Raw genomic sequence first — 20766 nt, forward strand, 5'->3', positions numbered from 1 at the left:
GAGACCTTCCGTGCAGTCAAAATCCCACCATCCGCCAAGTAAGCCCGACTTGGCGGCTCGGAAGAGGGCAAAGGGTAGGACCCGCTCAGCCCGCGACGGACTCGGCGGTCGCTTTTCCGCTCACCGTCAGGTCCGCGCTGTAGAACATGCCGGTGAGGATCGGGCTGTACGTCAGTCTGATCTCGGCCTCCACCTGCTGGGCATCGGCGGCCACGCAGCCCGAGGCCGCGATGTCTGGGCCCGACATGCCCATCTCCTGGGCGAACGCCTTCACCCTGGCATCGCAGTTCTGGAAGTTGATGGGTGCGGCTCCGCCCTCGCCGACGTACAGGGCTTCCCGGTCGACGTCCTGCGCCGCGTAACGTGCCGCTTGCTCCGCGATGTCCGCGGCCCTCTCGCGCTGCGAGATGGACAGGCCCCCGTCGATGACGAAGGCGGCCAGGGTCAGGAACAGGAATGCGAAGATGATGACCGCCGCGGCGCCGGAGCCGCGGTCGTCGAGGCGGGCCCGGCGAAGATCCAGCCACACACGCAGACTCATGCCGCCCTCCTGAAGGGGTCGAGCGGGGAGGTCGAGCGGCCGGTCAGCTCGGTCGGGATGTCCAGGCCCAGCATCGCCAGGCCGCGGATGCGGCAGCTGACCTCGACGGTGAAGAAGCCGCCGGGCTCGAATCCATCGCTGGTCTTCTTGACCGCGACCGGGCCGGAACAGACATCCGTCAGGTTCGCCTTCGCAGCCTTCACCGCCTCGGCCATCGCGGTGCCGTAGTCCTTCTGGATCGAGCCGGCGCGTGCTGCGTCGCGGGCCGCGCTGTCGACCGCGCCGCGGCCCTCGACGAGCTGGCCGAAGCCGACCAGCACGAGGATGAAGAGGATCATCACCGGGGCGAGGATGACCACTTCGACGGTGGACAAGCCCCGGTCCGAGTCTGACGACGCCGGGCGCAGGAGGTGGTTCCGTACACGCCGCACCAGCACCCGCATCTCAGCCGCCCTCCTCGACGAACCGCTCCACTGGGCCCATCGACTGCGCGTGCACCGTCAGGTTCAGGCCGGGGAAGACCGACGGCACGTCCGCCGTGATCTCCAGCCCGACCGTGTTCTGCTCCGGCTGGAGCGTCTTGATGTCCGGGCGGAGCACCAACTGCGGGCCCAGCTGCTGGATGTACCCGTCGGCGACACCCCGCGCCTTGCCCTCCCAGCCGCCCGGGTTCTCGTCCGCCTCGGCACGCGCCTCACGCGCGCCCGCCTGAGCGGCGGCCTGGGCCACATGGTCGGCGAAGAAATACAGCGCGAACTGCACCGTCGCGAAGATCATGAAGAACAGGACGGGAGTGAGCAGGACGAACTCGATCGCGGTCATGCCGGAGTCGCCGCGGGTGGAAGATGCTTCCACCCTGCGGCGTACGAACCTCAGGGCGCGTGCGCCCATAGCGTTCTTCATATGCGTACGTACGGTCAGCAGGTCTTGCCGGCGTCGGCGCCCTTGATGCAGTTGCCGACCTTGGTGGCGCCGTCCTTCAGCGCCACGTTGATGATGGCTGCGACCACGCCGACGATCGCGACCACGACCGCCGAAATGATCACCCACTCCACGGCGGAGGCGCCGCGGTCGGTCTCTTCGGAGCGCGCACGCTCCACCCGGGCCTGGAGGAAGGTGACCAGGAAGTCGACGGCCGGGTGGCTGAAGGAGAAGCCGTTCTTGAATTTCATGGGAGGCAGTTCCTCTCTGAATGCTGGAAGGTGGGGGGTCAGACTTGGAAGACGCGCATCGCGGCCGGGAAGATCAGGAAGACGAGGAAGCCGGCACAGAGCAACAACTGAGCGACAAGCATCGACTGCGACTTCTCGCCCGCGCTGCCTTCGATCTCCGCCAGTTCCCGGTGGCGCATGGTCTCGGCCCTGGACGCCAGGGACTCCCGTACCTTCGCGCCGTCGTCCGCCACCAGCGCGAGCGACGCCGACAGGTCCTTGAGTTCCTCGATGCCCAGCTCGTCGCCGAGTCCACCGAGCGCCTGCCACTGGCTCGTACCGGTGATGCGGGCGTCCGCGAGCGTGCCTCGGATACGGCGCAGCGCCCAGCCATCGCTGACGTCAGCGGCCGCCATCAGTGCCTCAGGCAGACCTCGGCCGCCGGCGAGGTTCATCGCGACCAGGTCGAGGTACGCGCCGATCACGCGCCGCAGGTCACGCCGCTTGTCTGCGGCGTCCCTGCGTACTTCGAGGTCCGGCAGCATGAAGAAGCCGGCGCCGCAGACCAAGGCCAACCAGACCGGGATCATCGGACTGCTGCCGAATCCCAGGGACCAGCCGATGGCGAAGAGGAAGGGGCCAAAGAAGAGGCCGGCCACTCCCAGGAGCATCTTGGTCGCCAGGAAGTTCTCCCAGCTGCGCTCCAGGACGTTCAAGTCGGCCCGCAGAGAGTGCTGTTCCCATCCCTGCTGCCGGTAGAACTCGCTGACCCGCATCCCGATCCGGGAGCGCGTGGAGGCGAACTTCCCGGTGTCCTCCTGGACCGCGGCCCGGCCCGCGTGGGCGCCGCGCGCCCGCAGCGCATCGATCTGCGCGACCCGTGCGACCGCGCTCTGCCGGGACGGCATGAGGGCCCGTACGAGCGCAAAGACCCCGAGCCCGAAGACCGCTCCGAGCACTACCGTCGTCGTCATCGCGAGGCCACCTCTTCCGCCGCTCTCTGTGGACGTACGAACCGGACCGCAGGCTCATCACGGACCAGGAAGCGGTCGGGAGTGTCGATCCGGGACAACTTTCGCAGCCACCAGAACCCGAGGGCGAAGAGCCCGCAGACGCAGGCGAGAACGAGCTGGCCGACCGCGGTTCCGTACGGTGCGACGAACTCCCGGTTGAAGATGGCGAGACCGAGAACGAAGGCGACGCTGACGGCCACGACGATCTGGACACTGCGCCGGGTGCTGGAACGCTGCGCCATCACGCGCTGGCGCATGTCGACCTCCTCGCGAGCCGACTTGGCGAGCGCGCCGAGCACTTCGCGCAGGCCGGGGCCGCGCAGCCGCGAGTTGAGGATCAGGGCGGCGACGATGATGTCGGCCGATGCGTCGTCGATCTCGTCCGCGAGCTGCTGGAGTGCGTCCGGTAGCGGCGTACGAGCGCGTAGCCGGTCGACCATCGCCTCCAGGTGCGGGCGCAGTGCGGGGGCCGCCGCGCGAGCGGAGGCCGGGATGGCCTGCTCGAGGCCGACCGCGCCCGCGATCGTGTCGCGCAGCGATTCGGTCCAGGCGGCCAGCGCCTCGATGCGGCGCATCGCGACGCGCTCCTCGCCTGCGCCGCCGAAGAGCCGGTCCCAGAAGAACACGAGGATGCCGGCGGCAAAGCCGGCCACCGTCCAACGGGTGACGAGGAGAACGGCCATCCCCACAGCGACGGCGATCGAGCCGCGCCGCCCGGCGAAAGCGACGAGTTCTCTGAGCCGCTCGCCCGCCTTCTCCTTCTCGTGCGCGGGTTTGACGGGCAGACCGCGGATCGCGACGATCAGCAGGGCGAGGCCGCCGCCAACGGCGACGCCGCACAGGATCATGTAGAGGACGGGCAGCGAGAAGATGCCGCCCATACTCGTCAGTCGCTCCATCGAGCGCTCACCCCCAGGTTCCGGACGGCCGGTAGCCGTAGGCGCTCAGTTCGTCAATGCAGGAGATGGGCGCACGCGCCACGACCCGCCCGTCGGGCGTCTCCGCGAATACTTCGCTGGACAGGACGCGACCGTCCACGCCGTTGACCTCCCGTACCGAGGTGACGACTCGGCTCAGCTTGCCGCCGCGTCCGTAGTTGTTGCGCCGCTCGACGAAGACCACGAAGTTGACCGCGCCTGCCACCAGCATCTGGCTGGCCTCTATCGGCAGCCGCTCGGCGGCCTGGAGGGCGTACGTGGAAATACGGTTGAAGACCTCGCTGGAGCTGTTGGCGTGGATCGTGGACAGCGAGCCGTCGTTGCCCTGCGACATGGCGTTGAGCATGGTGACGATCTCGTCGCCGAGCACCTCGCCGACGATGACCCGGGAAGGATTCATACGCAGCGACCGGCGCACCAGCTCCGCCATGGAAATAGCGCCGTGCCCTTCGGAGTTCGACAGTCGCTCCTCGAACGCCACCACATTGGGGTGGAGGTCAGGAAACTGGTCGAGACCCAGCTCTAGCGCACGCTCAACAGTGATCAGTCGCTCCTGCGGCGGAATCTCATTCGCGAGAGCACGCAGCAGCGTCGTCTTTCCGGCATTTGTCGCGCCCGCGATCATGATGTTCTTACGCGCCCGGACAGCGCAGGCCAGGAAGTGGCCCAGGTCGGGGGTGAGCGTCTGGTTTCCGACCATGTCCGACATGAAGACCTTGCCCATGCGGGCACGGCGGATGGAGAGCGCCGGGCGCCGCGTGACGTCCATGACGGCGGAGAGACGGGAACCGTCCGGCAGCCGCAGGTCGAGCTGCGGGTTGGCAGAGTCGAAGGGGCGCGAGGACAGACCTGAGTAAGCGCCGAGCACCTGGATCAGCTCGATGAGCTCCTCGTCGGTCTCGGCGACCGGATCGCCCGGCTCCTCACGGCCGTCGGCGTACCCGATGAAGACCTGGTCGCAGCCGTTGATGTCGATGTTCTCGACCTCGGGATTGTCCAGGAGCGGCTGGAGTCGGCCAACGCCAAAGAGGGCGGCGTGCACGGCCGCGGCGTACTGCTCCTCGGTCTCGGCGTCGTGCGGGGTACGCCCGGCATTGACCTCGGCGCGGGCGTACTCCTCCAGGATCTGGGCGATGACGGCACGGGCGTACTGCCGCTCGTCCTCGCCCGACATCGCGGGTACGCCCGACACCTGGTCTATGCGCCGTTGTTCGGCAATGCGGTCGCCCGCGTCCTGGCGGAAGCGTTTGACCAGCTGGTGGTCGACGACATTGGCGCTCAACGGCCGACCGTCCCTGCTGCCCCGGCAGCCGGCGCAGCCCACGCCACGCCGAACTGTTGGTTGATGTCGCCCGAAACCTTGCGTGCCGAGCGGATCAGCAGAGATTTGTCGAGGCGGCCGCGCTTGCGGCCGGCCAACTGGTCCGCGCCGGAAGGGTCATGGGCGATCGCGCCGATCACGCGTGCACCCGTCCGGGAGGCCACCAGCATGTCATTGACCTGATTGGTGATCCTCGCCGAGTTGCCAGGGTCGGCGACGAGGACGACGCCGATGAGGGTACGGGCGAGTGCGGCGGCGCCGCGCTGCGCTCCGTGCAGACGATTGGCAAGGGCGGCCGCCCGATCCCGCACCCGGGCGAGGTTCTCCGGTTCCGTACGGGCCACGAGCAACACCAGGCTGGCGTGCGGCAGCAACTCGGCCGTCGGGGAGTCCGCGCCGATGCGGCCGCAGTCGGCGATGACGTCGGCGGCGCCGTACGGAGAGTCGGCGAGCGCGGCGAAAGAGTGCCCGAGCATCGGCCACTGCCCGGCGAGCCCGGCCGCGTGCTCGGACGAACCGAGCCCCACCAGCACATCAAGGCCGCCGGACATGGGCTGGGCGTGGTCCCAGAGCTGCTCTGCGGCAAGGCCGCGGCGGGCAGTTGCGGCGATGGACAGCATGCCGGTGTTGGGGTCGAGCGGACCTCCGTGGGCGGCGGAGCTGCGGTAGACGAGATCGCCGCCCGACGGGTCGGTCTCGGCGAGCAGCACGCGGCGCGGCCAGACGGCGGCGAGCGCGACGGCTGTTGTGGTGACGCCGGGAGACCCCTTGTCAGCGGCGATTGCGATGAGCGCCATGTGTTCTACGTCCCCGAGTCCCCTGTTACGCCAATACGCCTGTGCTTGCCGCGCCGTTACACCCGTTCAGCTGCTGCCTGACGGCACGAGGACGAGCGCGACCTCACCGGCCGCGGCGGCCTCGGTGACCGCAGCCGCGTCGGCCTGGTCTACAAGTACGGACACGGGGAGGGTGCCACTGCTGACCACGTCGTCACCCGACGTGGTGGTGACGCCCTGGATCTTGGCGATCGGGACGAGCAGCGAGTCGGTTGCCGAACCGGAACCGCCCGTAGCACCCGCCGAGTTGTTGTTGCCGGAGGCCCTGCTGGAGCTGACCCGGTAGATGGCAACGTTCGACCCGGCCTCGATGTCTTGTGGGTATTGCCCGGCCTTGAGGGAGAGCCCGACGGCGGCCTTGCCCTGGGCAAGCCCCTTGTCCGAGCCCAGCATCTCGCCGACCAGCAGCGTGCCTGGCAGCAGATCCGTCTTGGCGCGGAGCTCGTCCAGTTGGGCGAGCTGGTTCCACCTCACGTAGTTGATCGCCTCGTCCTCGGCTACCAGCACCGACGCCCGCGCCGACGCCTCAACGGGCTTGCCTGCGGGAACCCGCTGCGTGATCTTTACGACCTCGATACGCTCGCCCGCGCGCAGCACCAGCACCGTGGCACCGAGCGCTCCGACGAGGATGAGCAACACGGCGAGTGCGGCCAAGGCCGGTTTGCGTTCGCGGGGCGCCGACGGCAAGCGCTCACCAATTGGCCCGGTGGGCGCGGACACCCTGTTGTTCCCCGCTCCAGCGCGCTCCTGGATCTTCACGCAACTCCCCGTACTTGCGGCCCGTAATTTAAGAGCAGTCACTGCAAACTCGGCCCGGTCGCACCCGCGCAGGCGGAACCCGAACGGCCGTCAGGTCATCGCACCGTATCAGCAGCGCATAAGCACCTCAAGGCAATCAAACGATCTTGAACCACCTATAGCGGACGCGTTATCCCGGTGCAAAATGGCCACCGTTGGAGACACTCCGACGCATCGGGACGCTCCACTCAGACCCACGCCCACCCGCGCCGACCACCGCGGCCCCAACCGCGCCAGCGTTCAAGGGACTTGCTCTGCGGTACGGACGATTCTGCCGCATCACACTCCCGACGCCCCGCCGAGTCGACCCGTAAAGCACAGGATGGCCGGATTACTGTGCAAGCCTCACGAGACCCACCCATTACCACCGTGCAGCCCGACGGCGTACTGACCGGCGGCCGGCGCCCCGCTACGCGGCTATCGCTCCGACCACCACACCTTGAACAGAAACGCCCCCATCAACACGAAGACGCCACCCAGGACCGTGAACCGCGTCTCCGGCCCGGTCACCATCAGCCAGATCCCGCTCCCGCAGGCGAGGATCCCCCCGCCGAACATCGCAAGGCGAATCATGCCGCCGGGGACCGAACTGGGTGCAATCCACATTCTCCGCAGCTTTCTGTCGGTATCACCGAGGCCGAACACCTCACCACCGGCACGGTACTCACTCCCGCTCCGCCTGCCGACCGCGGCCACCTCAGCGCCGCTGCTCCCCCTGAAGGACGCCCGGCTCTTCCCCTTGCCCCGCATGCGCAACTTCCGCATCCACTCACGCTCCGCCGCGCTGCTGAGGCGGCAGGCGTTCCGGCGGTCTGGTGACCCAACATCCCTCTTGAATATCGAAGTTCGCTCTCGCGAAACCAAGCGCACCCTGAGTAGCGTCGCTTACTTGTGCCTACCCTCGCCCCACCGGGAGTCGACCGTGAACCGCCGCACCATGCCCGCCACCATCGCGCTCACCGCGGCCACAGCACTCCTGCTGACTGCCTGCGGCAACGGCGACGACGACAAGCCCAAAGCCAACGACGAGATCGCCGGCGTCGACCAGCACGAGAAGAAGTCCGCCTCACCAAGCTCCACGCCCTCGGACACCGTCGGCCGCCCCAAGATCGAGCTTCCCGCGGACATCAAGTACGTCTTCGACTGGTCCAAGACCGGCGACAAGGACAAGGACGCCGTCCTCCATGACGGTGAACAATTCATCAAGGCCACGGACATGGCCGTCGCTGAGCAGAACCCACGGCACGAGGCCTACCCCTTCTACTCCGAAGGGAAGATGGCAGCGACCACACAGACATACGTCCAGGCCTACGTCGACAAGAAGATTCGGACCACAGGCACGTATCGCTTCTACGACGAAGTCGTGACGCTCAACAAAAACGGAACAGCCTCCCTCGTCTACTGCGAAGACCAGGGCAAAGCATTCGCCAAGAGCATCAAGACGGGAAAGATCGACAAGACTCCAGTCACGGACAAGAGCTACGTCCTCTACAACACCGCACTCCGAAAGAACGAAAAAGGCGTCTGGGTCACCACGGAAATGTTCATGCAACGGGGGAACGCGAAGTGCCAGCTATGATTCACAAGCGAACGTCTCTACTCGCATTCGTCGCCACCACGAGTCTCTTTCTCAACGCATCGCTCGCGATGGCGGACGACCCACTCGACCAGGGCACTCAGCCACCCCCTACTGATGCATCAGGCAACGCGGATGGGCAGGACATCTCCGCCACGGCCGGCGGAGTTGTCTTCGACCGCACCAAGAACGGCAAGGGCAGCACAGCAGGTCCGGTAGCCGCCACAGGCAACTGGACGCCACCCGCCTGCTGGTACGCCCCCAAGTACAGCCCGGCCCAGTTCAAAAAGTACGTCGAGCCGATCTGGGCAGCCGAATCCACTGGCTCCCAGTGGGACTTGGAACAGCGAAAGCGTTACGTGGACGGCGAGCCCTACAAAGACTTCAACATGGACAAGGCCGGCAAGGGCTACTGGTGGGACTCGTACGTCAACGACGCACGCATCGGCGAGCCCGGCGCACTCGCCTGTGACAAGCCCACCTTCTGGGTAGACAAGGGCACACCGCCGCCTGCCGACGTCCCCGAGGCCGTGACCCCCGAGATCCTCGCCCATCTCGCCTACGCCGAAATCCGCGTACCCGACACCGAGATCGAGCTCGCGCCCAAGGCCAAAACCAAGGTTAACCTGCCCACTTGGGCCTGGCTCGACAAGGCCGAGTTCAAGCCGGTATCGGTCACCGCCTCGGTCCCCGCCCTGAACATCGAGGCCACAACCACGGCCACCCCGGTCTCCCTCGAGATCGAGCCCGGCACCAAGGACGCCACCCTCCACCCCGCCTCCGGCGAATGCCCCATCAACAACGGCAGCGTCGGCACCCCATACACCAAGGGCTCCGCCGACCGGATCCCACCCTGCGGCCTCACCTATCTCCGCTCCTCCGGCGACGGCATGTACAAACTCCAGGCCACCATCACCTGGGAGATCAACTGGACCGGCACAGGAACTCCCGGTGGAGACCTCCCGGACGGAACCTTCGGTACCACCCAGGACATCACCGTCCAGGAAATCCAAGCCATCAACCGCTGAAAGGGGATCCCGTGGGGGACGCGGATCTGATCATCAATGTGGACGTGCTAGTGACCTCGGAGAAGCGACTGGGCACGCTCAAGTCCGAATTCGAGACGATCGACAAGCAGAAGGACCACATGCGCCAGTTCTGGGGCAGTGGCGAAATCGCGGACGCGATGGATGAGTTTGTAGACAACTGGGAAAATTATCGCGAGAAGTTCATCCAGAACATCGATTCACTCGGCAAGATGGTTACGGCGGCCATCAACGGATTCGACGGCCTGGACAAAGAACTCGCCGACCGCGCCCGGAAGAAAGACTGATGGCGAAAACACGGCCCGTCGACTGGAGCCCACTCGCGGAGAAGGATCCCGTTCCTGGCAGCCCGGACGAGATCCGCACGGAAGCCTCTGAAATGAGGAAGGTCGCGACCATGCTTCGCGACCAGGCCCGCGCCATCAAGAAGATGGCCGACGACGACGAGCTCAAGGGGAAGACCGCCGACAAGCTCCGCGAAGAGTCCGGCGACCTGGAGAAACACCTGCGCGAGGTCGCAGGCCGCTACGAGCGGGTCAACAGCCACCTCGACGGCTGGGCGAACGACCTCGAGGAATTCCAGCGGCGTGCTGACAAGATCCTCTCCGACGCGAAGATCAAAGAGGACGAGGAAGCAGCCAAAGCCAAGAAGGACGACGGTAAAGACAAGGACAAGCAGGACAGCGAGAGCGACGACGACCCGTACAAGACCGAGCGGAGCGCGCTCCGGACGGTCGTCTCGGAACGGGACTCGGCCGCCAACCGTCATGCGAGGAAGATCCGCGATGGCATCGACGACATCATCGAGGACAGCTGGTGGGAAAGCGTTGTCGACTACGTCAAGATCGCTATTGATGTGCTGAGTTGGGCAGCGACAGCCATCGCCGTGGTGGCCCTGTTCATCACCCCCGTGGGGTGGATCGCGGCGCTCGCCATTGGCCTGACCATCGCCGTGGCCATCGGCCATACGGCCTTGGCAATCACCGGCGACGGATCGTGGTACGACGTTGGCATGGACCTCCTGGCCCTGGGCACCTTCGGCATGGGCAAGATCGCCCTGAAGGGCCTGAAGGGCGTCCAGGCCGCCACGCGCAACGCATCGTCCAAGGCGGCCGGCAAGTCCGCCCAGCAGTCGACGCGGGCGAGCAACGCCGGCAAGCGGGCCGAGGCGAATGCTCAGCGCAGTAACGTCAAAGAATCCGCCGGAAACAAGCGCGGCGCCAAGAAGGCCAATAAGCGTCGGGAGCGCCAGGAGCGCAATGCTGCGCGGAACGCGAGTCGGAGGGAACGCCAGCGGGAGATTCCCGAGGCATCTCAGCGCGAATCGGTGACTGCGGGTGGCGACAAGGAATTCATGAGCCACTACAAAGACATTCAGCGGATGCGTGCAAACAATCCCGGCAATCAGGCCGTCCAGGACGCCTCCGCCGGCGCCGAGAGGTACAACAGGCAGTTTCGCGCGGCCTGGGGCACGGGAACCGCCGTCGACGGTGCGGACAAGGCGGTCGGCAGCAGCGACGCCATGCCGTTCAAGCCGTCCATTGAGGGCTACAACGATTTCAAGGACGGCTTTACGTGGGAGCGGGGCTCCACATGGTGAACCAGGACGTCAGCACGGCCGGTTCGCCTACGCCGTCGGCATTGGAGGACCGGAGCGCCACCGACCCCACAGGCACGGTGAGGCAAGCTGTTCCCATGAGCGCTGAACCGCAGCAGAAATCTCCGCCGTACGAGGAGCTGCCCGCCCCCGTCGGCTACTCCCTGGTCCTGCCTCCGGGGTGGATCAGGATTCCGCTGCGGCGTAAGCGTGAGCTCGAGGCGGCCGTGACCAGGCTGGTGGACGACGCCTGCGCCCGCCTGCCCGGCAACTTCCCCCGCGATCGAGTCACTCCGTACCGACTGGAACTCGAGCGCCGCCTTCGCAAGGGAGTCACCCAGGCAAGTAAGGGTGCGGGGCTCGACCTCTACCTCCCCTTCGAGCAGCAGAGCGGGACCCTGATCGCGGCGTCCTTCGTCGTGGCCGAGATCTCCGCCGGCGACGGCCGTTCCGATCCGGCCGCCATGCTGGCGCGCATGTCCATGGAGGGCGGGCGCGGAGCGTTCAGGCCGAAGACCGTGGCGGGTTCGTCCGGTACTCGCCGGGAGTCGGTCGTAGCGGCCGACCCGAAGGACGATGCCGGGCTGGCCACCCGCCGGGTCGACTACGCGGTTCCAGTCCCCAAGGACCCCTACCGTTGGGTCACCGTCGCCTTCTCCACCGTCGGCGGCGGCGCTCCCGACGATGAACTGGCCGATGCGGCGGTCGAGTTGTTCGACGCCATCATGACCACCTTTCGTTGGAGCAGAGAATGAGCTGGCTGGACATCGACTACAACTCGGACATGTGGCTGGAGATTCCCTGGCGCTGGACGGACGTCTACAACGAAGGCGCCGACGAGATCTCCAGGGACGAGGAGGGCGACGAGCAGACTCCCGCGGAATGGGCAGCCGAGACGGCACAGGACTGCTGGGACGACTCGGACGTGGACCCCGGCGAAACCGGCATCGAGTTCCTGGCCGAGACCCTTCAGGCTTGCGTAGAGAAGTACCCGCAGGCCTTTCCCGGTTACGAGATCGCGCTGCATCTGCCCGACCCCCGGGCGATGCCTCTGCCCGTGTATGTGACCGACTTCCCCATCGAGGGCGACCGCGAGCCGGCGCTCCGCCGCCTGACCATGGCGGACGACAAGGAAGCTGTGGAACCGCCGATCATCGAGGAATTCACCACGGAAGACCTCGGCCAGGGCCTCCGCGTCCTGCGCTATTCCACGATGCCGAACAGCACCGACCTCCTCATCGGCCTGAGGTACGCCTGGCGCAGCGAGAAATTCGACCGCGACCTGGTAATGATCACCGCTTCACCCGCCCCGGGCAGGGTGCTCTCGGCCCTGGAGGACATCGACGAGCTGGCACGCTCCATCAGGCTGCGCGCCGACGATGACCTCGATCACTACGACGACGATGACGACGCTGTCTGACCGGCCGACGTAAAGACCGACGCGACCGCTGGGCGCCCACGGCGCCCAGCGGAGCCTCTGGGGCAGCGAAATTTCCTGACTCCTCGGAGGAATGAACCGCCATGCGCGAAGGTGAAGGCAATGTCTGACGAGGATCGCGATGAGATCGAGGAGATGTATTCGGCGGCCACGCCCGGCCCCTGGCTTGTCAGAAGCCTGAGTGACGACTAGTCATGAACCTCGTCACGGTCAGAACCGCTGAAGATACGGGGCGCGGGGAGGGGTGGCCTGCGATTGACCATCGCGAGAGCCTTGGACCAAGGTGAACGCCATTCCGTGCAGCGCATCTTCAGCGTGCGAGCTGGTTGAACTCATCGGCCTTGATAGCGCGTATGAGGTCCTGGAGGCGTGCCGGGTTGGCCGAGATGATCTGCTCTGGGTTATCGCTTTCGCGGAGGCGGATCGTTCCGTCAGGGGTAATGGCGACGTAGAGGCAGTTGCCTGCCTCGCCAACGCTGAATGATGACTTCTGCCAGTGCAGTTCGGACATGTGTGACCTCCTAGAGCGTGTATAGCACGTGCTGGATCAAGCCCAGCGAGTCCTTGCCTGAATGGGACTCGGGGGCCGCTGACGGGTCGATCGGCGGGAGCGCGTGACGGGTCAGCTGCTCGAACAACGAGCTGTATTGCGCGAGATGTTCCTCGCCGCCCAGGTGGATCGGCTTGATGGGGTGCTCCAGTACGACGGTCCCGAGTCTGGGGACTGCGGGTGCCGCGTGCAGGAAAGGGCCGCTGAAGGCGGGATAGGCGCCGGCCTGGAACGGATAGATCTGAATGGTCACGTTGGGCAGCTTCGCCAGTTCGACGAGGTGCAGGAGCTGTGTCCGCATCGCGTCCGGACCGCCTTGGTGCATGTGGAGGGCGGCTTCGTAGATGACGGCATGGACGGCGGGTGCATTCGCTGCGGTGAGGATCTGCTGGCGGTCCATGCGGAAGGCCGTGACGTCGTCAATGGTGCTGCGCACCGGTCTGGCCGTGTCGAGAATGGCCTGGGTGTAGCCGGAAACCTGGAACAGCCCCGGGATTACCAGCGACTCGTGCAGGTGGAGTGAGACGGCGGTCGATTCCATCTCGGCTAGGTCCATCACTGACTGCGCCACCCTCCCCTTGTAGGCGCTCCACCAGCCCTTTCCGGTCGCCTCGGACATGCCCACGAGCGCCTCGACATAGGGGCCACCTTTATGCCCGTACATCTCACACAGGGTGTGCAGTCGTTCCGTGGTGATCGCAGTGCGTCCCGCCTCGATGTGGCTGAGGAAAGGGCGCTTCATACCGGTTGCGGCAGCGGCGTCGCCCAGAGTGACGCAAGCCTGCTCGCGGAGAGAGCGCAGCTCGGAGCCGAAGCGGCGTTGCCGCTCACTGACGATCCTGCGAAGTGCCAACTCTGTTGCTCCTCATGAGTCTTTGTGGCGAGTCTGCCGCTCAGGGGCCAGCGAGTCCACTCTTTCAAGGAAAAGGTTGCAAAGGTATGCCTTAACTCCCTACCGTGAGTGTTGAGTCCATCACGCAAGTGAGCCTCGGGGCGCCGGAAGGCGCCGCGCTACGGCCTGCCCGAGCGCGGCGCTGCCGCCGCTCGTCGTTCGCTTCGTGCCGTGAAGTCCCGTACCGGGATGGAGATTCGCATGAGTGCTGACGAGTGGGAGTACAACATCCAGATCCCTCATGACCCCCTTGGTGTCGGGGTCGCGCGCGGTGCCTTACGACTGATCCTCAGAGCCCACGGGCTCAGTGAACTGCTCATCACCGCCGAGCTGTTGGCTTCGGAGCTCGTCACGAACGCCCACGAACACTCGACCGGGCCCGCCTCGCTCCGCGTGAAGTGGGGGCACAAGACGCTGCGGCTGACGGTCTGGGACACCAACCCCGAACCGCCCCGGCCCCTGGGAGAGGCGGGAGTCGGTACGGACAGCGAGAGCGGCCGAGGGCTAGGGATCGTGCACGAGCTGGCCGATCGGTGGGGGCACTACAGCCTGCGCGAGGGGCTGCTCGGGGCGGGCGGCAAGCTCGTGTGGTGCGAGCTCGCGGGGCCGTGACGGACTGGGCCTGCGCAGCCATCACGGCGTGATAAGGCCAGGCCACGATCGGATTTCTGCGACGTAGCCCGGTGCGACGGGCCCAGGCCCGTCGCACCGGGCGCCAGTCGGCGCCGCTTACTTGCCCTTGACGCCCTTGGCCAGCTCCTCGTCCAGGTCCTCGTACGCCTTCGCCGCGTTCTTCAGGAAGTCGGCCATGCCCGTGAGGCCTTCGATGGTGTCCTTCGCGCCCTTGGAGAATTCCTTGAAGGAGTCCTCGAAGGCCTGCGAGCCCTTGCGCGTGGTGTAGCCGTTCGCCACGAGATCCGCGACGTAGCTCTCGAGGCTCGTGAGCTTCTCTTCCATCTTGGTCTTAGCCGTGTCCAGCGTGGTCGCGGCCTGCGGATTCCGGCCTGTCGCACTGGTCGACGCGGACGCTCGCCGATCACCTGAAGCGGCGTGAGGGCATCTCGGTGTCCTGGCATTACGTCGCCCGCATCTGGCGTGAGGAGAACCTGAAGCCGCACCGCTCGGGCACCTTCAAGATCTCGAAGGACCCGGCGTTCGCGGAGAAGGTCGCCGATGTCGTCGGGCTGTACCTCGACCCGCCCGGTGGGGCGGTGGTGCTGTCGGTCGACGAGAAGACGCAGGTGCAGGCACTGGACCGCACCCAGCCGGTGCTGCCCGTGACCTTCGCGGCGAGCGAGAAGCGCACCCACGATTATGTGCGGCACGGCACCACGAACCTGCTCGCCGCGCTGAACGTCGGCACCGGCGAGGTGCTCGGCGAATGCCGGCCGAACCGGAATGGCGCAACGTTCCTGGCGTTCCTGAAGAAGGCAGTGAAGCCGCATGCCGGGAAGGAGATCCACATTGTGCTGGACAACCTGTCCACGCACACCACTCCGGACGTGAAGGCGTGGCTGGCGAAGAACCCGCACGTCCATTTCCATTTCACCCCCGTCGGGTCCTCGTGGTTGAACCAGATCGAGACCCGGTTCGGGATCATCACCCGGCAGTCCATCCGCCGTGGCACGTTCGCCAGCGTCAACGTCCTGGTCAAGCAGATCCGCGACTACATCAACTCCTGGAACCAGAACGCGAAACCCTTCACCTGGACCGCGACCGTCGACGAGATCCTCGCCAGGGTCCGCCTCGTCCAGACCAGCGTGAAGCAACTCGTTAATAACAACGCGAAGTAACACAAACAGAGTCACGAGACACTAGGCAGGCTCCTCAGCGCGTGCGGCCGCGGGTGCGCTGCCGGTGGCCCTTGATGTCAGGCAGGCCGAGATGGCCACGCTCGCGTTCGGCCTCGCCGAGCCATAGTTGGGGGACGTACTGCTGGATCGCCGTGACCAGGGGCTCCCGGTAACCGCCGTTGGCGACAAGGCGGTAGCGCAGTCGCGGCAGGTCGGGGCGCAGGGGCTCCTCGTCGCGGACCATGGCCCACAGGACCGGGTGGTCGCGGTCGATGGGGCCGTTGGGGAACAGCTCGACGGAGTAGTGCTTCGCGGGGCGGGTGCCCGTCTCGCTCCAGTGAAGGCCTACGCCGGCGAGGGTGTCCCAGGGGATGACCTTCTGGCCTCCAGGGTTGCTGATCCACAAGCCCGTGTGGTCGACGCAGAGGAAGGTGTGCCGGGACTTCCAGGCGGTCGTCAGGAAGGCGACGCCGACGAAGCCGATCAGCAGCCCGGTGATGACCCCCACGACCCCACCGGGGTTGGGTTCCTTCCCGGTCAGCCCGGCCGTGACCGCAATGCCACCAAGCACGGCGAAAGCGCCGACCACGGTGCAGCCGACTCCGGCAGGAACCTGAGTCCGGGCAGCGCTCCGGCCCATGCGTATGAGTGTGGCGGTGGGGGCAGGACCGTGCGCATAGGGACTCGTCATGACCGGGGAGTCTAGAGAGACTCCCCGGCCGAACCGCGGGGGCCGGGTGTCGTTAGGCTCCACCCCCATGACTGCACGGGGTGGGGAAACGACGGACACGGACGACCTGCGGGCGCGCTTTCAGCAACAGGCGCGGCCAGGCTTCGCAGACGACCGGGCGCGGAAGGCGCGGGGGGCGCGCATCGTGTTGGCCGCGTTTTCGACGCTGTCGTCAGTTGTCCCGCTGATAGTCATCGCGGTGGGTCTCAACGCCGGTGTGGGCATGGGTATGTGGGTCGCTGTCTGCGCCCTGGGCACCGTCGCCGGCGTCGGAGCGGTGGCCCTGGCCATGCGCGGGCGTACCCGATGGGGCCTCGCCGTGTTCTTTGTCGCGTTCACGCTCGCGCAGCTCGGCGACCTCCTCAGTAACCGCCCCCTCCACTGAGGCACGGCTCCGTCAGGCCACAGCTCAGCGCGTACGGCCACCGCTGCGCTCCCGGTGGCCCCTGGTGTCGGGCAGGCCGCGACAGTGGCCCGGCGCCGGTTACCCATGCAGGACTAGTAGGGGTTGAGCCGCCCCAGGTCCAGGTCGAAGTCGAACGGTTCGGGGATGTGGATGGTCTCGCCGAACTTCCGGTCGGTGCGGGTGTGGTACTTGTCGTGGTTGGCGTCGGAGAACAGCGTCACCGTGGATTCGCGGGCATCGATGATGAGGTAGAGCGGGATGCCCATGACGGGATAGTCGCGCAGCTTGGCCGCCCAGTCGTTTTCCGGGTTGGAGGGTGACACGATCTCGACGGCGATGAGCGCCACCTCGGCGGGAATGTCGTGCTCGGGGAGATCGGCGGTGTCATCGGGCACGTACGTGAGATCGGGGTTGCGGACCTTGCCGATACGGGGGCTGGCGAGGTCGCTGTTCTCTGTGGGCATATAGCCCTCGGGACGGTGGGCGTCGAACTGCCGGCGCACGTGAAAAAGGTTGCGCTGGTGCTGGATGGATGGCGACGCCTGCGCGATGAGGGTGTCACCGGAGATTTCGACCTTGAAGCCCTCTGGGAACGCGCGACGCGCTTCCTGAAGGAGAGCGAAGTGTTCAGGGTTCATGGTGTCCTCCACGGGGTGCCCGGCCAGAGTACCCAGGCGAGGCAGTTGAAAGGAGGCATCTCATGTCCGCCTGACGGGCGACGCGGCTGACCGTGCGGCCGACGCCTGGCTCTGTACGTGGGATCTGGGATCAGGCACAAATTCCGTGAGGCGATCAACGGTCCTGTTCTGTTGGCTACTGGCTGTGCCGACGGGCGGACGGCGGTGAGTAGGACGCGCTTGCGGAGGAGCGGGAGTTTGGCGCCGCCGCACATCTGACGCTTGATCATCTTGGTGTGGTTGATACTGAATTGCGTGTGGGAGCGCGCCTCACCGAGGGTCGGAGGGCGGGCGGCGGCCGGGCGGTTAGGGTGGCGGAATGTTCGGCAGGTGGAAAGCGCGCAGGCAGGAAGTGCTTCGACAGCAGCTGGCGACGGAGCTCAGATCGCCCGAGGGCACGGTGCGCGAGGAGGCGGCTGGGCGCATCGCGCGGCTACCCGACACGGCCTGGGCGCTGCGTGAGCTGATGTGGTCCCTCGACAACGAGCCTTCGGTGGATGTGTTCGAGTCGGTGGCGGGGAGCTTTACCGTGGCGCTCCGCGAGGACCCGGCCCTATACACGGAAGCCGAGCGGATCTTCGCCGAGTATCTGTCCGACCCGGCGGGTCTGGTGCGTTCCTGGGCCTCTTTCATCGAGCGCCTCGGAGCGGTGTCCGCGTACACCGTCGACGACGAGTTGTGCTGGGACATCCGCGCTCGACAGGGCACCATGCGGGAGCTCGGCTGGACCGAGGAAGGGGCGCCGGGCAGCGCTCCCACGTACGCGCACTATCTGAAACTCCAGAGAGCGATTATGGATGTGCACGCCGCCCTCCGGCGCAGCGCTCCGCTCTCGCCGGGAACCGCGGAGCGGGTTCGGGCGGAGGCGCGTGTCGTGCTCGATCAGGCCCTGGCTCATCCGCCGGGCAGTGGGGAACGCGCCGAGCTTCTCATCATCGATCTCGCAGGCTCTCCCGATTCGCGTGCATGGCGGGACCGCGCGTGCGCCGGTGCCCGCCTCGACGAAATACTTGCGCTGTGCGGGAGCGGGGATCTCACGCGGGTCTCCGTGGGAGTCGAAGCACTGGACTACCTCATGATGTCCCAGATATATGGGCGCACGGGACCGATTCTTGCTGCGCTTGGCTCTCTTGCCGTTCCTGGCCAGGAAGTTTTCGTCCTGGCCAAGGTGCTCGACTGCTACCGGACGCTGGCCATCGATCATCAGCTCGACGAGATGCCGGTGGCACTGTTCCTGTCGTGCGCGCGGCACGCGCATCCGGATGTGAGGTCGTCGGCCGCCGCGGGACTGTGCACCATCCCGAGGAACAGCTTGGAGGAAGCGGTGGCCGTGGACGTGCTCGTCGAGCTCCTCGACCACGACCCCGACCACGATGTTCGGTCGAGAGCCGGTATATCCCTCGCCATTTTCACGTGTGGCGACGAGGCCAACACCCGAAGGGCCTCGGCCGCGCTCGCCCGCTATGCCGACTCACCCGATGCCGCGCTCCGTTCCAGCTCGGTCTCCGGGGCACTGCAGCGCAATGAACCGCAGGCCGTCCGCCGGCTCCTCGACGAACTGCAGTCACCCGATCCCGACTGGCATTTCGTCTTGCTGGCTGAATCTTGCGCGACGGACCTGGCGCTGGAGGACGACACCCCGTCCGCCCTGCTCAGCGAATTCGAACAGGTGATTGTGCGGCTCCAGCAGTCCGGTTGGGCCGAACGGGGCGATCCGGATGGCTACCCGGATCCGGAGGACCGTGCTGGCATGCTGGCCTTGGTCCTCGAGAATCTGCGCGAGTTCGCGTCCTGAAGCGCGGCTCAGCCTGAGGCGCATCGGACGCTGCGGCAGCAGGCAGGTTCGACGAAGCCATCGACGCTCTCACTGCCGCTGTCGTTATCTACCGCGATATCGGTGAACGCCAGGGAGAATTGGCAGCGCTGGGCAACCTCGGGACCACCCTTGGCTCAGTGAGCAGCGGTGCATCGGCGAGATCGGCCGACTCCGGGGGCAGAGCCTGGACGCGAGGGGAATGCCTTCGAGCCCGGCGAGGAGCTGCTCCTACAGTTCCGGGGCTGCGTTCGGGCAGGTGAAAGTGGACGCGCAGGATCGTCCTGGGTGCGGTGCTCATCCGGGACTTCCAGGAACTGAGCCAACTCCGCCCGCGCACGACCGCGTTCATTCACCATCTGCCGGATCCTGCTGTCGCGCGACTCGGGACGTACGTCGAACTCCCCACCAGGAGTCCAGCATCTCGATACGGAATCCCCCGCACTCAACAGGGAGCGACTCCGCATAGCGAGCCACGACTTCCCGTCCCCTCCTCGGGTTACTGCTACTTCGCGGCGCCTTCCGGTGCCTCCGCTCGCGGGGCAACGTACGTCCCACGCTGCGGAACCGTGTAGACGAGGCCCTCGTCTACGAGTACCGCAATCGCCCTCCGGACAGTCGTCCGCGCCAGCCCATACTGCTGCACGAGTTGAGACTCACTGGAGATGGGCCTGTTGGGCAGCCAGTCCCCGCGCTCGATCCGGGCCCGCAAGATGCCCGCGAGCTGACGGTAGGGCGTCACCGGTCCCTCGTGATCAATTTCAGCGTTCGGCTGGAAGTTCATGGTCAGGAAGCTACTCGTACAGATAAGGCCTCTGTCATTGAGATACGTCTCTGTACGTAGCGATACAAGCCGAGCTAAGTTGGGCCTCCACGCAAAGGACCCCCGCGACCGCTGGAATCGGCCCGGGGGCATGGCCAACGCTGTTGAAGGAGCGTCGACATGCGAGACCTTACCGTTCGATTCCTGGCATGGGTGCTGGGCGCCTGCACCCCACATCCCCACGGCCGCCATCGCCTCGGAGCCACCCCGGCCACCTTGCGGATCACCCCTGCCCCGCCCCGCTTCACGGACCTGCTCGACGGCAGTGCGTCGCTTCTCGTACGCCCCTACGTCCTCGACCCGGCCGAGTGGCGCCGGCAACGAGAGCGGCGCCGCACCCTCCACCTGGCAACCTTCGGAATCGACGTCGGCCCGGACTGGATCCACGGCGTGCGGGTGAGCGCGCGATGACCCGACTCCCGGTACGGATGTGCGCCCGCTGCCAGCAGAACACCGACGCCCCCGTCCTCGTGCATGAGGTCCACGCCGCGACGGGGCCGGGCTTCAATGTGTACGCGTGCCCGGAGTGCGCCGAGCACTATCCGCCGCTTACCGACGCCCTGGAACTCCTCGGCTCAACTCCGCGGCGATCCCGGCTGACACTGCGTACCTACAAGGTCAACACCCAAGGCGCCGTGACCGAAGACAGCGGCAAGGTGGTGGCCCGCTCGTGGCGTCGGGAGACGCCAGCTGGATGGATGTCGCCATGGACTCCGTCGGCCTGCTCACCATGGGCGCGGGACGCGTCGGTGTCGCCATGCTGAAGGGTGCGAACGCGTCGACCAAGGCGGCAGCGACCGTGTCCCCAGGGAGATTTCAAAGTCGTG

Annotated in this window: 28 protein-coding genes; 12 read left to right on the plus strand and 16 right to left on the minus strand. The window is 66.4% G+C overall.

Annotated features, from left to right (window positions below; all coding sequences use genetic code 11):
- Positions 1 to 85: 85 nt before the first annotated feature.
- The 10 genes from J7E89_RS22690 to J7E89_RS22735 form a co-directional block, all read right to left on the minus strand.
- Entirely contained in the window at positions 86 to 541 is a 456-nt protein-coding gene (locus J7E89_RS22690) for a TadE/TadG family type IV pilus assembly protein (RefSeq protein ID WP_214976205.1), read from the minus strand.
- The gene (locus J7E89_RS22695; protein WP_214976206.1) at positions 538 to 984 is read right to left on the minus strand and encodes a TadE/TadG family type IV pilus assembly protein; all 447 of its coding nucleotides are present in this window, start codon (positions 982 to 984) and stop codon (positions 538 to 540) included. The genes J7E89_RS22690 and J7E89_RS22695 overlap by 4 nt, the downstream gene beginning before the upstream one ends.
- Position 985: 1 nt before the next feature.
- Entirely contained in the window at positions 986 to 1432 is a 447-nt protein-coding gene (locus J7E89_RS22700; protein WP_214976207.1) for a TadE family protein, read from the minus strand.
- A 26-nt stretch (positions 1433 to 1458) separates the two neighbouring features.
- Positions 1459 to 1713, minus strand: a complete 255-nt coding sequence (locus J7E89_RS22705; RefSeq protein ID WP_214976208.1) for a hypothetical protein — start codon at positions 1711 to 1713, stop codon at positions 1459 to 1461.
- 38 nt (positions 1714 to 1751) lie between these two features.
- The gene (locus J7E89_RS22710; RefSeq protein WP_214976209.1) at positions 1752 to 2666 is read right to left on the minus strand and encodes a type II secretion system F family protein; all 915 of its coding nucleotides are present in this window, start codon (positions 2664 to 2666) and stop codon (positions 1752 to 1754) included.
- Positions 2663 to 3604 carry a type II secretion system F family protein gene (locus J7E89_RS22715; RefSeq protein ID WP_214976210.1) on the minus strand — a complete coding sequence of 314 codons (942 nt, stop codon included), beginning with the start codon at positions 3602 to 3604 and terminating at the stop codon, positions 2663 to 2665. Before J7E89_RS22715 ends, J7E89_RS22710 begins: the two co-directional genes overlap by 4 nt.
- Positions 3605 to 3611: 7 nt before the next feature.
- Positions 3612 to 4925: a CpaF family protein gene (locus tag J7E89_RS22720; protein ID WP_214976211.1), complete on the minus strand. Its 1314-nt coding sequence runs from the start codon at positions 4923 to 4925 to the stop codon at positions 3612 to 3614.
- The gene (locus J7E89_RS22725) at positions 4922 to 5761 is read right to left on the minus strand and encodes a hypothetical protein (protein WP_214976212.1); all 840 of its coding nucleotides are present in this window, start codon (positions 5759 to 5761) and stop codon (positions 4922 to 4924) included. The genes J7E89_RS22720 and J7E89_RS22725 overlap by 4 nt, the downstream gene beginning before the upstream one ends.
- A gap of 66 nt (positions 5762 to 5827) precedes the next feature.
- Positions 5828 to 6559, minus strand: coding sequence for a hypothetical protein (locus J7E89_RS22730; protein ID WP_214976213.1), 732 nt, complete (start codon positions 6557 to 6559; stop codon positions 5828 to 5830).
- Positions 6560 to 7015: 456 nt separating this feature from the next.
- Entirely contained in the window at positions 7016 to 7363 is a 348-nt protein-coding gene (locus tag J7E89_RS22735; protein ID WP_214976214.1) for a hypothetical protein, read from the minus strand.
- Between the two features lie 157 nt (positions 7364 to 7520).
- Here J7E89_RS22735 and J7E89_RS22740 point away from each other — a divergent pair, with 157 nt between their 5' ends.
- The 6 genes from J7E89_RS22740 (at position 7521) to J7E89_RS22765 (ending at position 12237) form a co-directional block, all read left to right on the plus strand.
- Positions 7521 to 8177, plus strand: coding sequence for a hypothetical protein (locus J7E89_RS22740; RefSeq protein WP_214976215.1), 657 nt, complete (start codon positions 7521 to 7523; stop codon positions 8175 to 8177).
- On the plus strand, positions 8165 to 9202 hold the full coding sequence (locus J7E89_RS22745; RefSeq protein ID WP_374196856.1) for a hypothetical protein: 1038 nt from the start codon (positions 8165 to 8167) through the stop codon (positions 9200 to 9202). Before J7E89_RS22740 ends, J7E89_RS22745 begins: the two co-directional genes overlap by 13 nt.
- Positions 9203 to 9213: 11 nt before the next feature.
- The gene (locus J7E89_RS22750) at positions 9214 to 9507 is read left to right on the plus strand and encodes a hypothetical protein (RefSeq protein ID WP_214976217.1); all 294 of its coding nucleotides are present in this window, start codon (positions 9214 to 9216) and stop codon (positions 9505 to 9507) included.
- Positions 9507 to 10820: a hypothetical protein gene (locus J7E89_RS22755; RefSeq protein ID WP_214976218.1), complete on the plus strand. Its 1314-nt coding sequence runs from the start codon at positions 9507 to 9509 to the stop codon at positions 10818 to 10820. Before J7E89_RS22750 ends, J7E89_RS22755 begins: the two co-directional genes overlap by 1 nt.
- Positions 10821 to 10915: 95 nt before the next feature.
- Positions 10916 to 11572 carry a hypothetical protein gene (locus tag J7E89_RS22760; protein WP_214976219.1) on the plus strand — a complete coding sequence of 219 codons (657 nt, stop codon included), beginning with the start codon at positions 10916 to 10918 and terminating at the stop codon, positions 11570 to 11572.
- Positions 11569 to 12237, plus strand: a complete 669-nt coding sequence (locus J7E89_RS22765) for a hypothetical protein (RefSeq protein ID WP_214976220.1) — start codon at positions 11569 to 11571, stop codon at positions 12235 to 12237. Before J7E89_RS22760 ends, J7E89_RS22765 begins: the two co-directional genes overlap by 4 nt.
- A gap of 328 nt (positions 12238 to 12565) precedes the next feature.
- Here the strand turns inward: J7E89_RS22765 and J7E89_RS22770 are convergent, their stop codons facing one another.
- Together J7E89_RS22770 and J7E89_RS22775 are read right to left on the minus strand one after the other, a co-directional pair.
- Entirely contained in the window at positions 12566 to 12766 is a 201-nt protein-coding gene (locus J7E89_RS22770; RefSeq protein WP_214976221.1) for a DUF397 domain-containing protein, read from the minus strand.
- 10 nt (positions 12767 to 12776) lie between these two features.
- Positions 12777 to 13658 carry a helix-turn-helix transcriptional regulator gene (locus J7E89_RS22775; protein ID WP_214976222.1) on the minus strand — a complete coding sequence of 294 codons (882 nt, stop codon included), beginning with the start codon at positions 13656 to 13658 and terminating at the stop codon, positions 12777 to 12779.
- A gap of 240 nt (positions 13659 to 13898) precedes the next feature.
- Here J7E89_RS22775 and J7E89_RS22780 point away from each other — a divergent pair, with 240 nt between their 5' ends.
- On the plus strand, positions 13899 to 14309 hold the full coding sequence (locus tag J7E89_RS22780; protein ID WP_214976223.1) for an ATP-binding protein: 411 nt from the start codon (positions 13899 to 13901) through the stop codon (positions 14307 to 14309).
- A gap of 117 nt (positions 14310 to 14426) precedes the next feature.
- Here the strand turns inward: J7E89_RS22780 and J7E89_RS22785 are convergent, their stop codons facing one another.
- A complete protein-coding gene (locus J7E89_RS22785) occupies positions 14427 to 14654 on the minus strand; it encodes a WXG100 family type VII secretion target (RefSeq protein ID WP_214976224.1) in 228 nt (75 codons plus the stop codon).
- Positions 14655 to 14701: 47 nt separating this feature from the next.
- Here J7E89_RS22785 and J7E89_RS22790 point away from each other — a divergent pair, with 47 nt between their 5' ends.
- Complete coding sequence (locus J7E89_RS22790) at positions 14702 to 15490, plus strand: IS630 family transposase (RefSeq protein ID WP_285439277.1); 789 nt, start codon at positions 14702 to 14704, stop codon at positions 15488 to 15490.
- 34 nt (positions 15491 to 15524) lie between these two features.
- Here J7E89_RS22790 and J7E89_RS22795 read toward each other — a convergent pair whose 3' ends face one another.
- Positions 15525 to 16130: a hypothetical protein gene (locus J7E89_RS22795; RefSeq protein WP_251060927.1), complete on the minus strand. Its 606-nt coding sequence runs from the start codon at positions 16128 to 16130 to the stop codon at positions 15525 to 15527.
- 118 nt (positions 16131 to 16248) lie between these two features.
- Between J7E89_RS22795 and J7E89_RS22800 the strand changes: the two genes are divergently transcribed.
- Complete coding sequence (locus J7E89_RS22800; RefSeq protein WP_214976226.1) at positions 16249 to 16605, plus strand: hypothetical protein; 357 nt, start codon at positions 16249 to 16251, stop codon at positions 16603 to 16605.
- 113 nt (positions 16606 to 16718) lie between these two features.
- Here J7E89_RS22800 and J7E89_RS22805 read toward each other — a convergent pair whose 3' ends face one another.
- Positions 16719 to 17264, minus strand: coding sequence for a Uma2 family endonuclease (locus J7E89_RS22805; protein WP_214976227.1), 546 nt, complete (start codon positions 17262 to 17264; stop codon positions 16719 to 16721).
- 358 nt (positions 17265 to 17622) lie between these two features.
- Here J7E89_RS22805 and J7E89_RS22810 point away from each other — a divergent pair, with 358 nt between their 5' ends.
- Positions 17623 to 19098: a HEAT repeat domain-containing protein gene (locus J7E89_RS22810; protein WP_214976228.1), complete on the plus strand. Its 1476-nt coding sequence runs from the start codon at positions 17623 to 17625 to the stop codon at positions 19096 to 19098.
- Between the two features lie 523 nt (positions 19099 to 19621).
- Here J7E89_RS22810 and J7E89_RS22815 read toward each other — a convergent pair.
- Positions 19622 to 19900 carry a GntR family transcriptional regulator gene (locus J7E89_RS22815; RefSeq protein ID WP_214976229.1) on the minus strand — a complete coding sequence of 93 codons (279 nt, stop codon included), beginning with the start codon at positions 19898 to 19900 and terminating at the stop codon, positions 19622 to 19624.
- A 159-nt stretch (positions 19901 to 20059) separates the two neighbouring features.
- Between J7E89_RS22815 and J7E89_RS22820 the strand changes: the two genes are divergently transcribed.
- Together J7E89_RS22820 and J7E89_RS22825 are read left to right on the plus strand one after the other, a co-directional pair.
- Positions 20060 to 20350 carry a hypothetical protein gene (locus tag J7E89_RS22820; RefSeq protein ID WP_214976246.1) on the plus strand — a complete coding sequence of 97 codons (291 nt, stop codon included), beginning with the start codon at positions 20060 to 20062 and terminating at the stop codon, positions 20348 to 20350.
- Positions 20347 to 20703, plus strand: coding sequence for a hypothetical protein (locus tag J7E89_RS22825; protein WP_214976247.1), 357 nt, complete (start codon positions 20347 to 20349; stop codon positions 20701 to 20703). Before J7E89_RS22820 ends, J7E89_RS22825 begins: the two co-directional genes overlap by 4 nt.
- The last annotated feature ends 63 nt before the right edge of the window (positions 20704 to 20766 follow it).

This window comes from Streptomyces sp. ISL-100 (assembly GCF_018614615.1).
Taxonomy (GTDB): Bacteria; Actinomycetota; Actinomycetes; order Streptomycetales; family Streptomycetaceae; genus Streptomyces.

Excerpts from the sequence above, each read along its gene's own strand:
- J7E89_RS22690 (WP_214976205.1), bottom strand. The coding sequence starts at position 541 with ATGAGTCTGCGTGTGTGGCTGGATCTTCGCCGGGCCCGCCTCGACGAC.
- J7E89_RS22695 (WP_214976206.1), bottom strand. The coding sequence starts at position 984 with ATGCGGGTGCTGGTGCGGCGTGTACGGAACCACCTCCTGCGCCCGGCG.
- J7E89_RS22700 (WP_214976207.1), bottom strand. The coding sequence starts at position 1,432 with ATGGGCGCACGCGCCCTGAGGTTCGTACGCCGCAGGGTGGAAGCATCT.
- J7E89_RS22705 (WP_214976208.1), bottom strand. The coding sequence starts at position 1,713 with ATGAAATTCAAGAACGGCTTCTCCTTCAGCCACCCGGCCGTCGACTTC.
- J7E89_RS22710 (WP_214976209.1), bottom strand. The coding sequence starts at position 2,666 with ATGACGACGACGGTAGTGCTCGGAGCGGTCTTCGGGCTCGGGGTCTTT.
- J7E89_RS22715 (WP_214976210.1), bottom strand. The coding sequence starts at position 3,604 with ATGGAGCGACTGACGAGTATGGGCGGCATCTTCTCGCTGCCCGTCCTC.
- J7E89_RS22725 (WP_214976212.1), bottom strand. The coding sequence starts at position 5,761 with ATGGCGCTCATCGCAATCGCCGCTGACAAGGGGTCTCCCGGCGTCACC.
- J7E89_RS22735 (WP_214976214.1), bottom strand. The coding sequence starts at position 7,363 with ATGCGGAAGTTGCGCATGCGGGGCAAGGGGAAGAGCCGGGCGTCCTTC.
- J7E89_RS22755 (WP_214976218.1), top strand. The coding sequence starts at position 9,507 with ATGGCGAAAACACGGCCCGTCGACTGGAGCCCACTCGCGGAGAAGGAT.
- J7E89_RS22760 (WP_214976219.1), top strand. The coding sequence starts at position 10,916 with ATGAGCGCTGAACCGCAGCAGAAATCTCCGCCGTACGAGGAGCTGCCC.
- J7E89_RS22765 (WP_214976220.1), top strand. The coding sequence starts at position 11,569 with ATGAGCTGGCTGGACATCGACTACAACTCGGACATGTGGCTGGAGATT.
- J7E89_RS22770 (WP_214976221.1), bottom strand. The coding sequence starts at position 12,766 with ATGTCCGAACTGCACTGGCAGAAGTCATCATTCAGCGTTGGCGAGGCA.
- J7E89_RS22780 (WP_214976223.1), top strand. The coding sequence starts at position 13,899 with ATGAGTGCTGACGAGTGGGAGTACAACATCCAGATCCCTCATGACCCC.
- J7E89_RS22785 (WP_214976224.1), bottom strand. The coding sequence starts at position 14,654 with ATGGAAGAGAAGCTCACGAGCCTCGAGAGCTACGTCGCGGATCTCGTG.
- J7E89_RS22795 (WP_251060927.1), bottom strand. The coding sequence starts at position 16,130 with ATGGGCCGGAGCGCTGCCCGGACTCAGGTTCCTGCCGGAGTCGGCTGC.
- J7E89_RS22800 (WP_214976226.1), top strand. The coding sequence starts at position 16,249 with ATGACTGCACGGGGTGGGGAAACGACGGACACGGACGACCTGCGGGCG.
- J7E89_RS22805 (WP_214976227.1), bottom strand. The coding sequence starts at position 17,264 with ATGAACCCTGAACACTTCGCTCTCCTTCAGGAAGCGCGTCGCGCGTTC.
- J7E89_RS22810 (WP_214976228.1), top strand. The coding sequence starts at position 17,623 with ATGTTCGGCAGGTGGAAAGCGCGCAGGCAGGAAGTGCTTCGACAGCAG.
- J7E89_RS22815 (WP_214976229.1), bottom strand. The coding sequence starts at position 19,900 with ATGAACTTCCAGCCGAACGCTGAAATTGATCACGAGGGACCGGTGACG.
- J7E89_RS22820 (WP_214976246.1), top strand. The coding sequence starts at position 20,060 with ATGCGAGACCTTACCGTTCGATTCCTGGCATGGGTGCTGGGCGCCTGC.
- J7E89_RS22825 (WP_214976247.1), top strand. The coding sequence starts at position 20,347 with ATGACCCGACTCCCGGTACGGATGTGCGCCCGCTGCCAGCAGAACACC.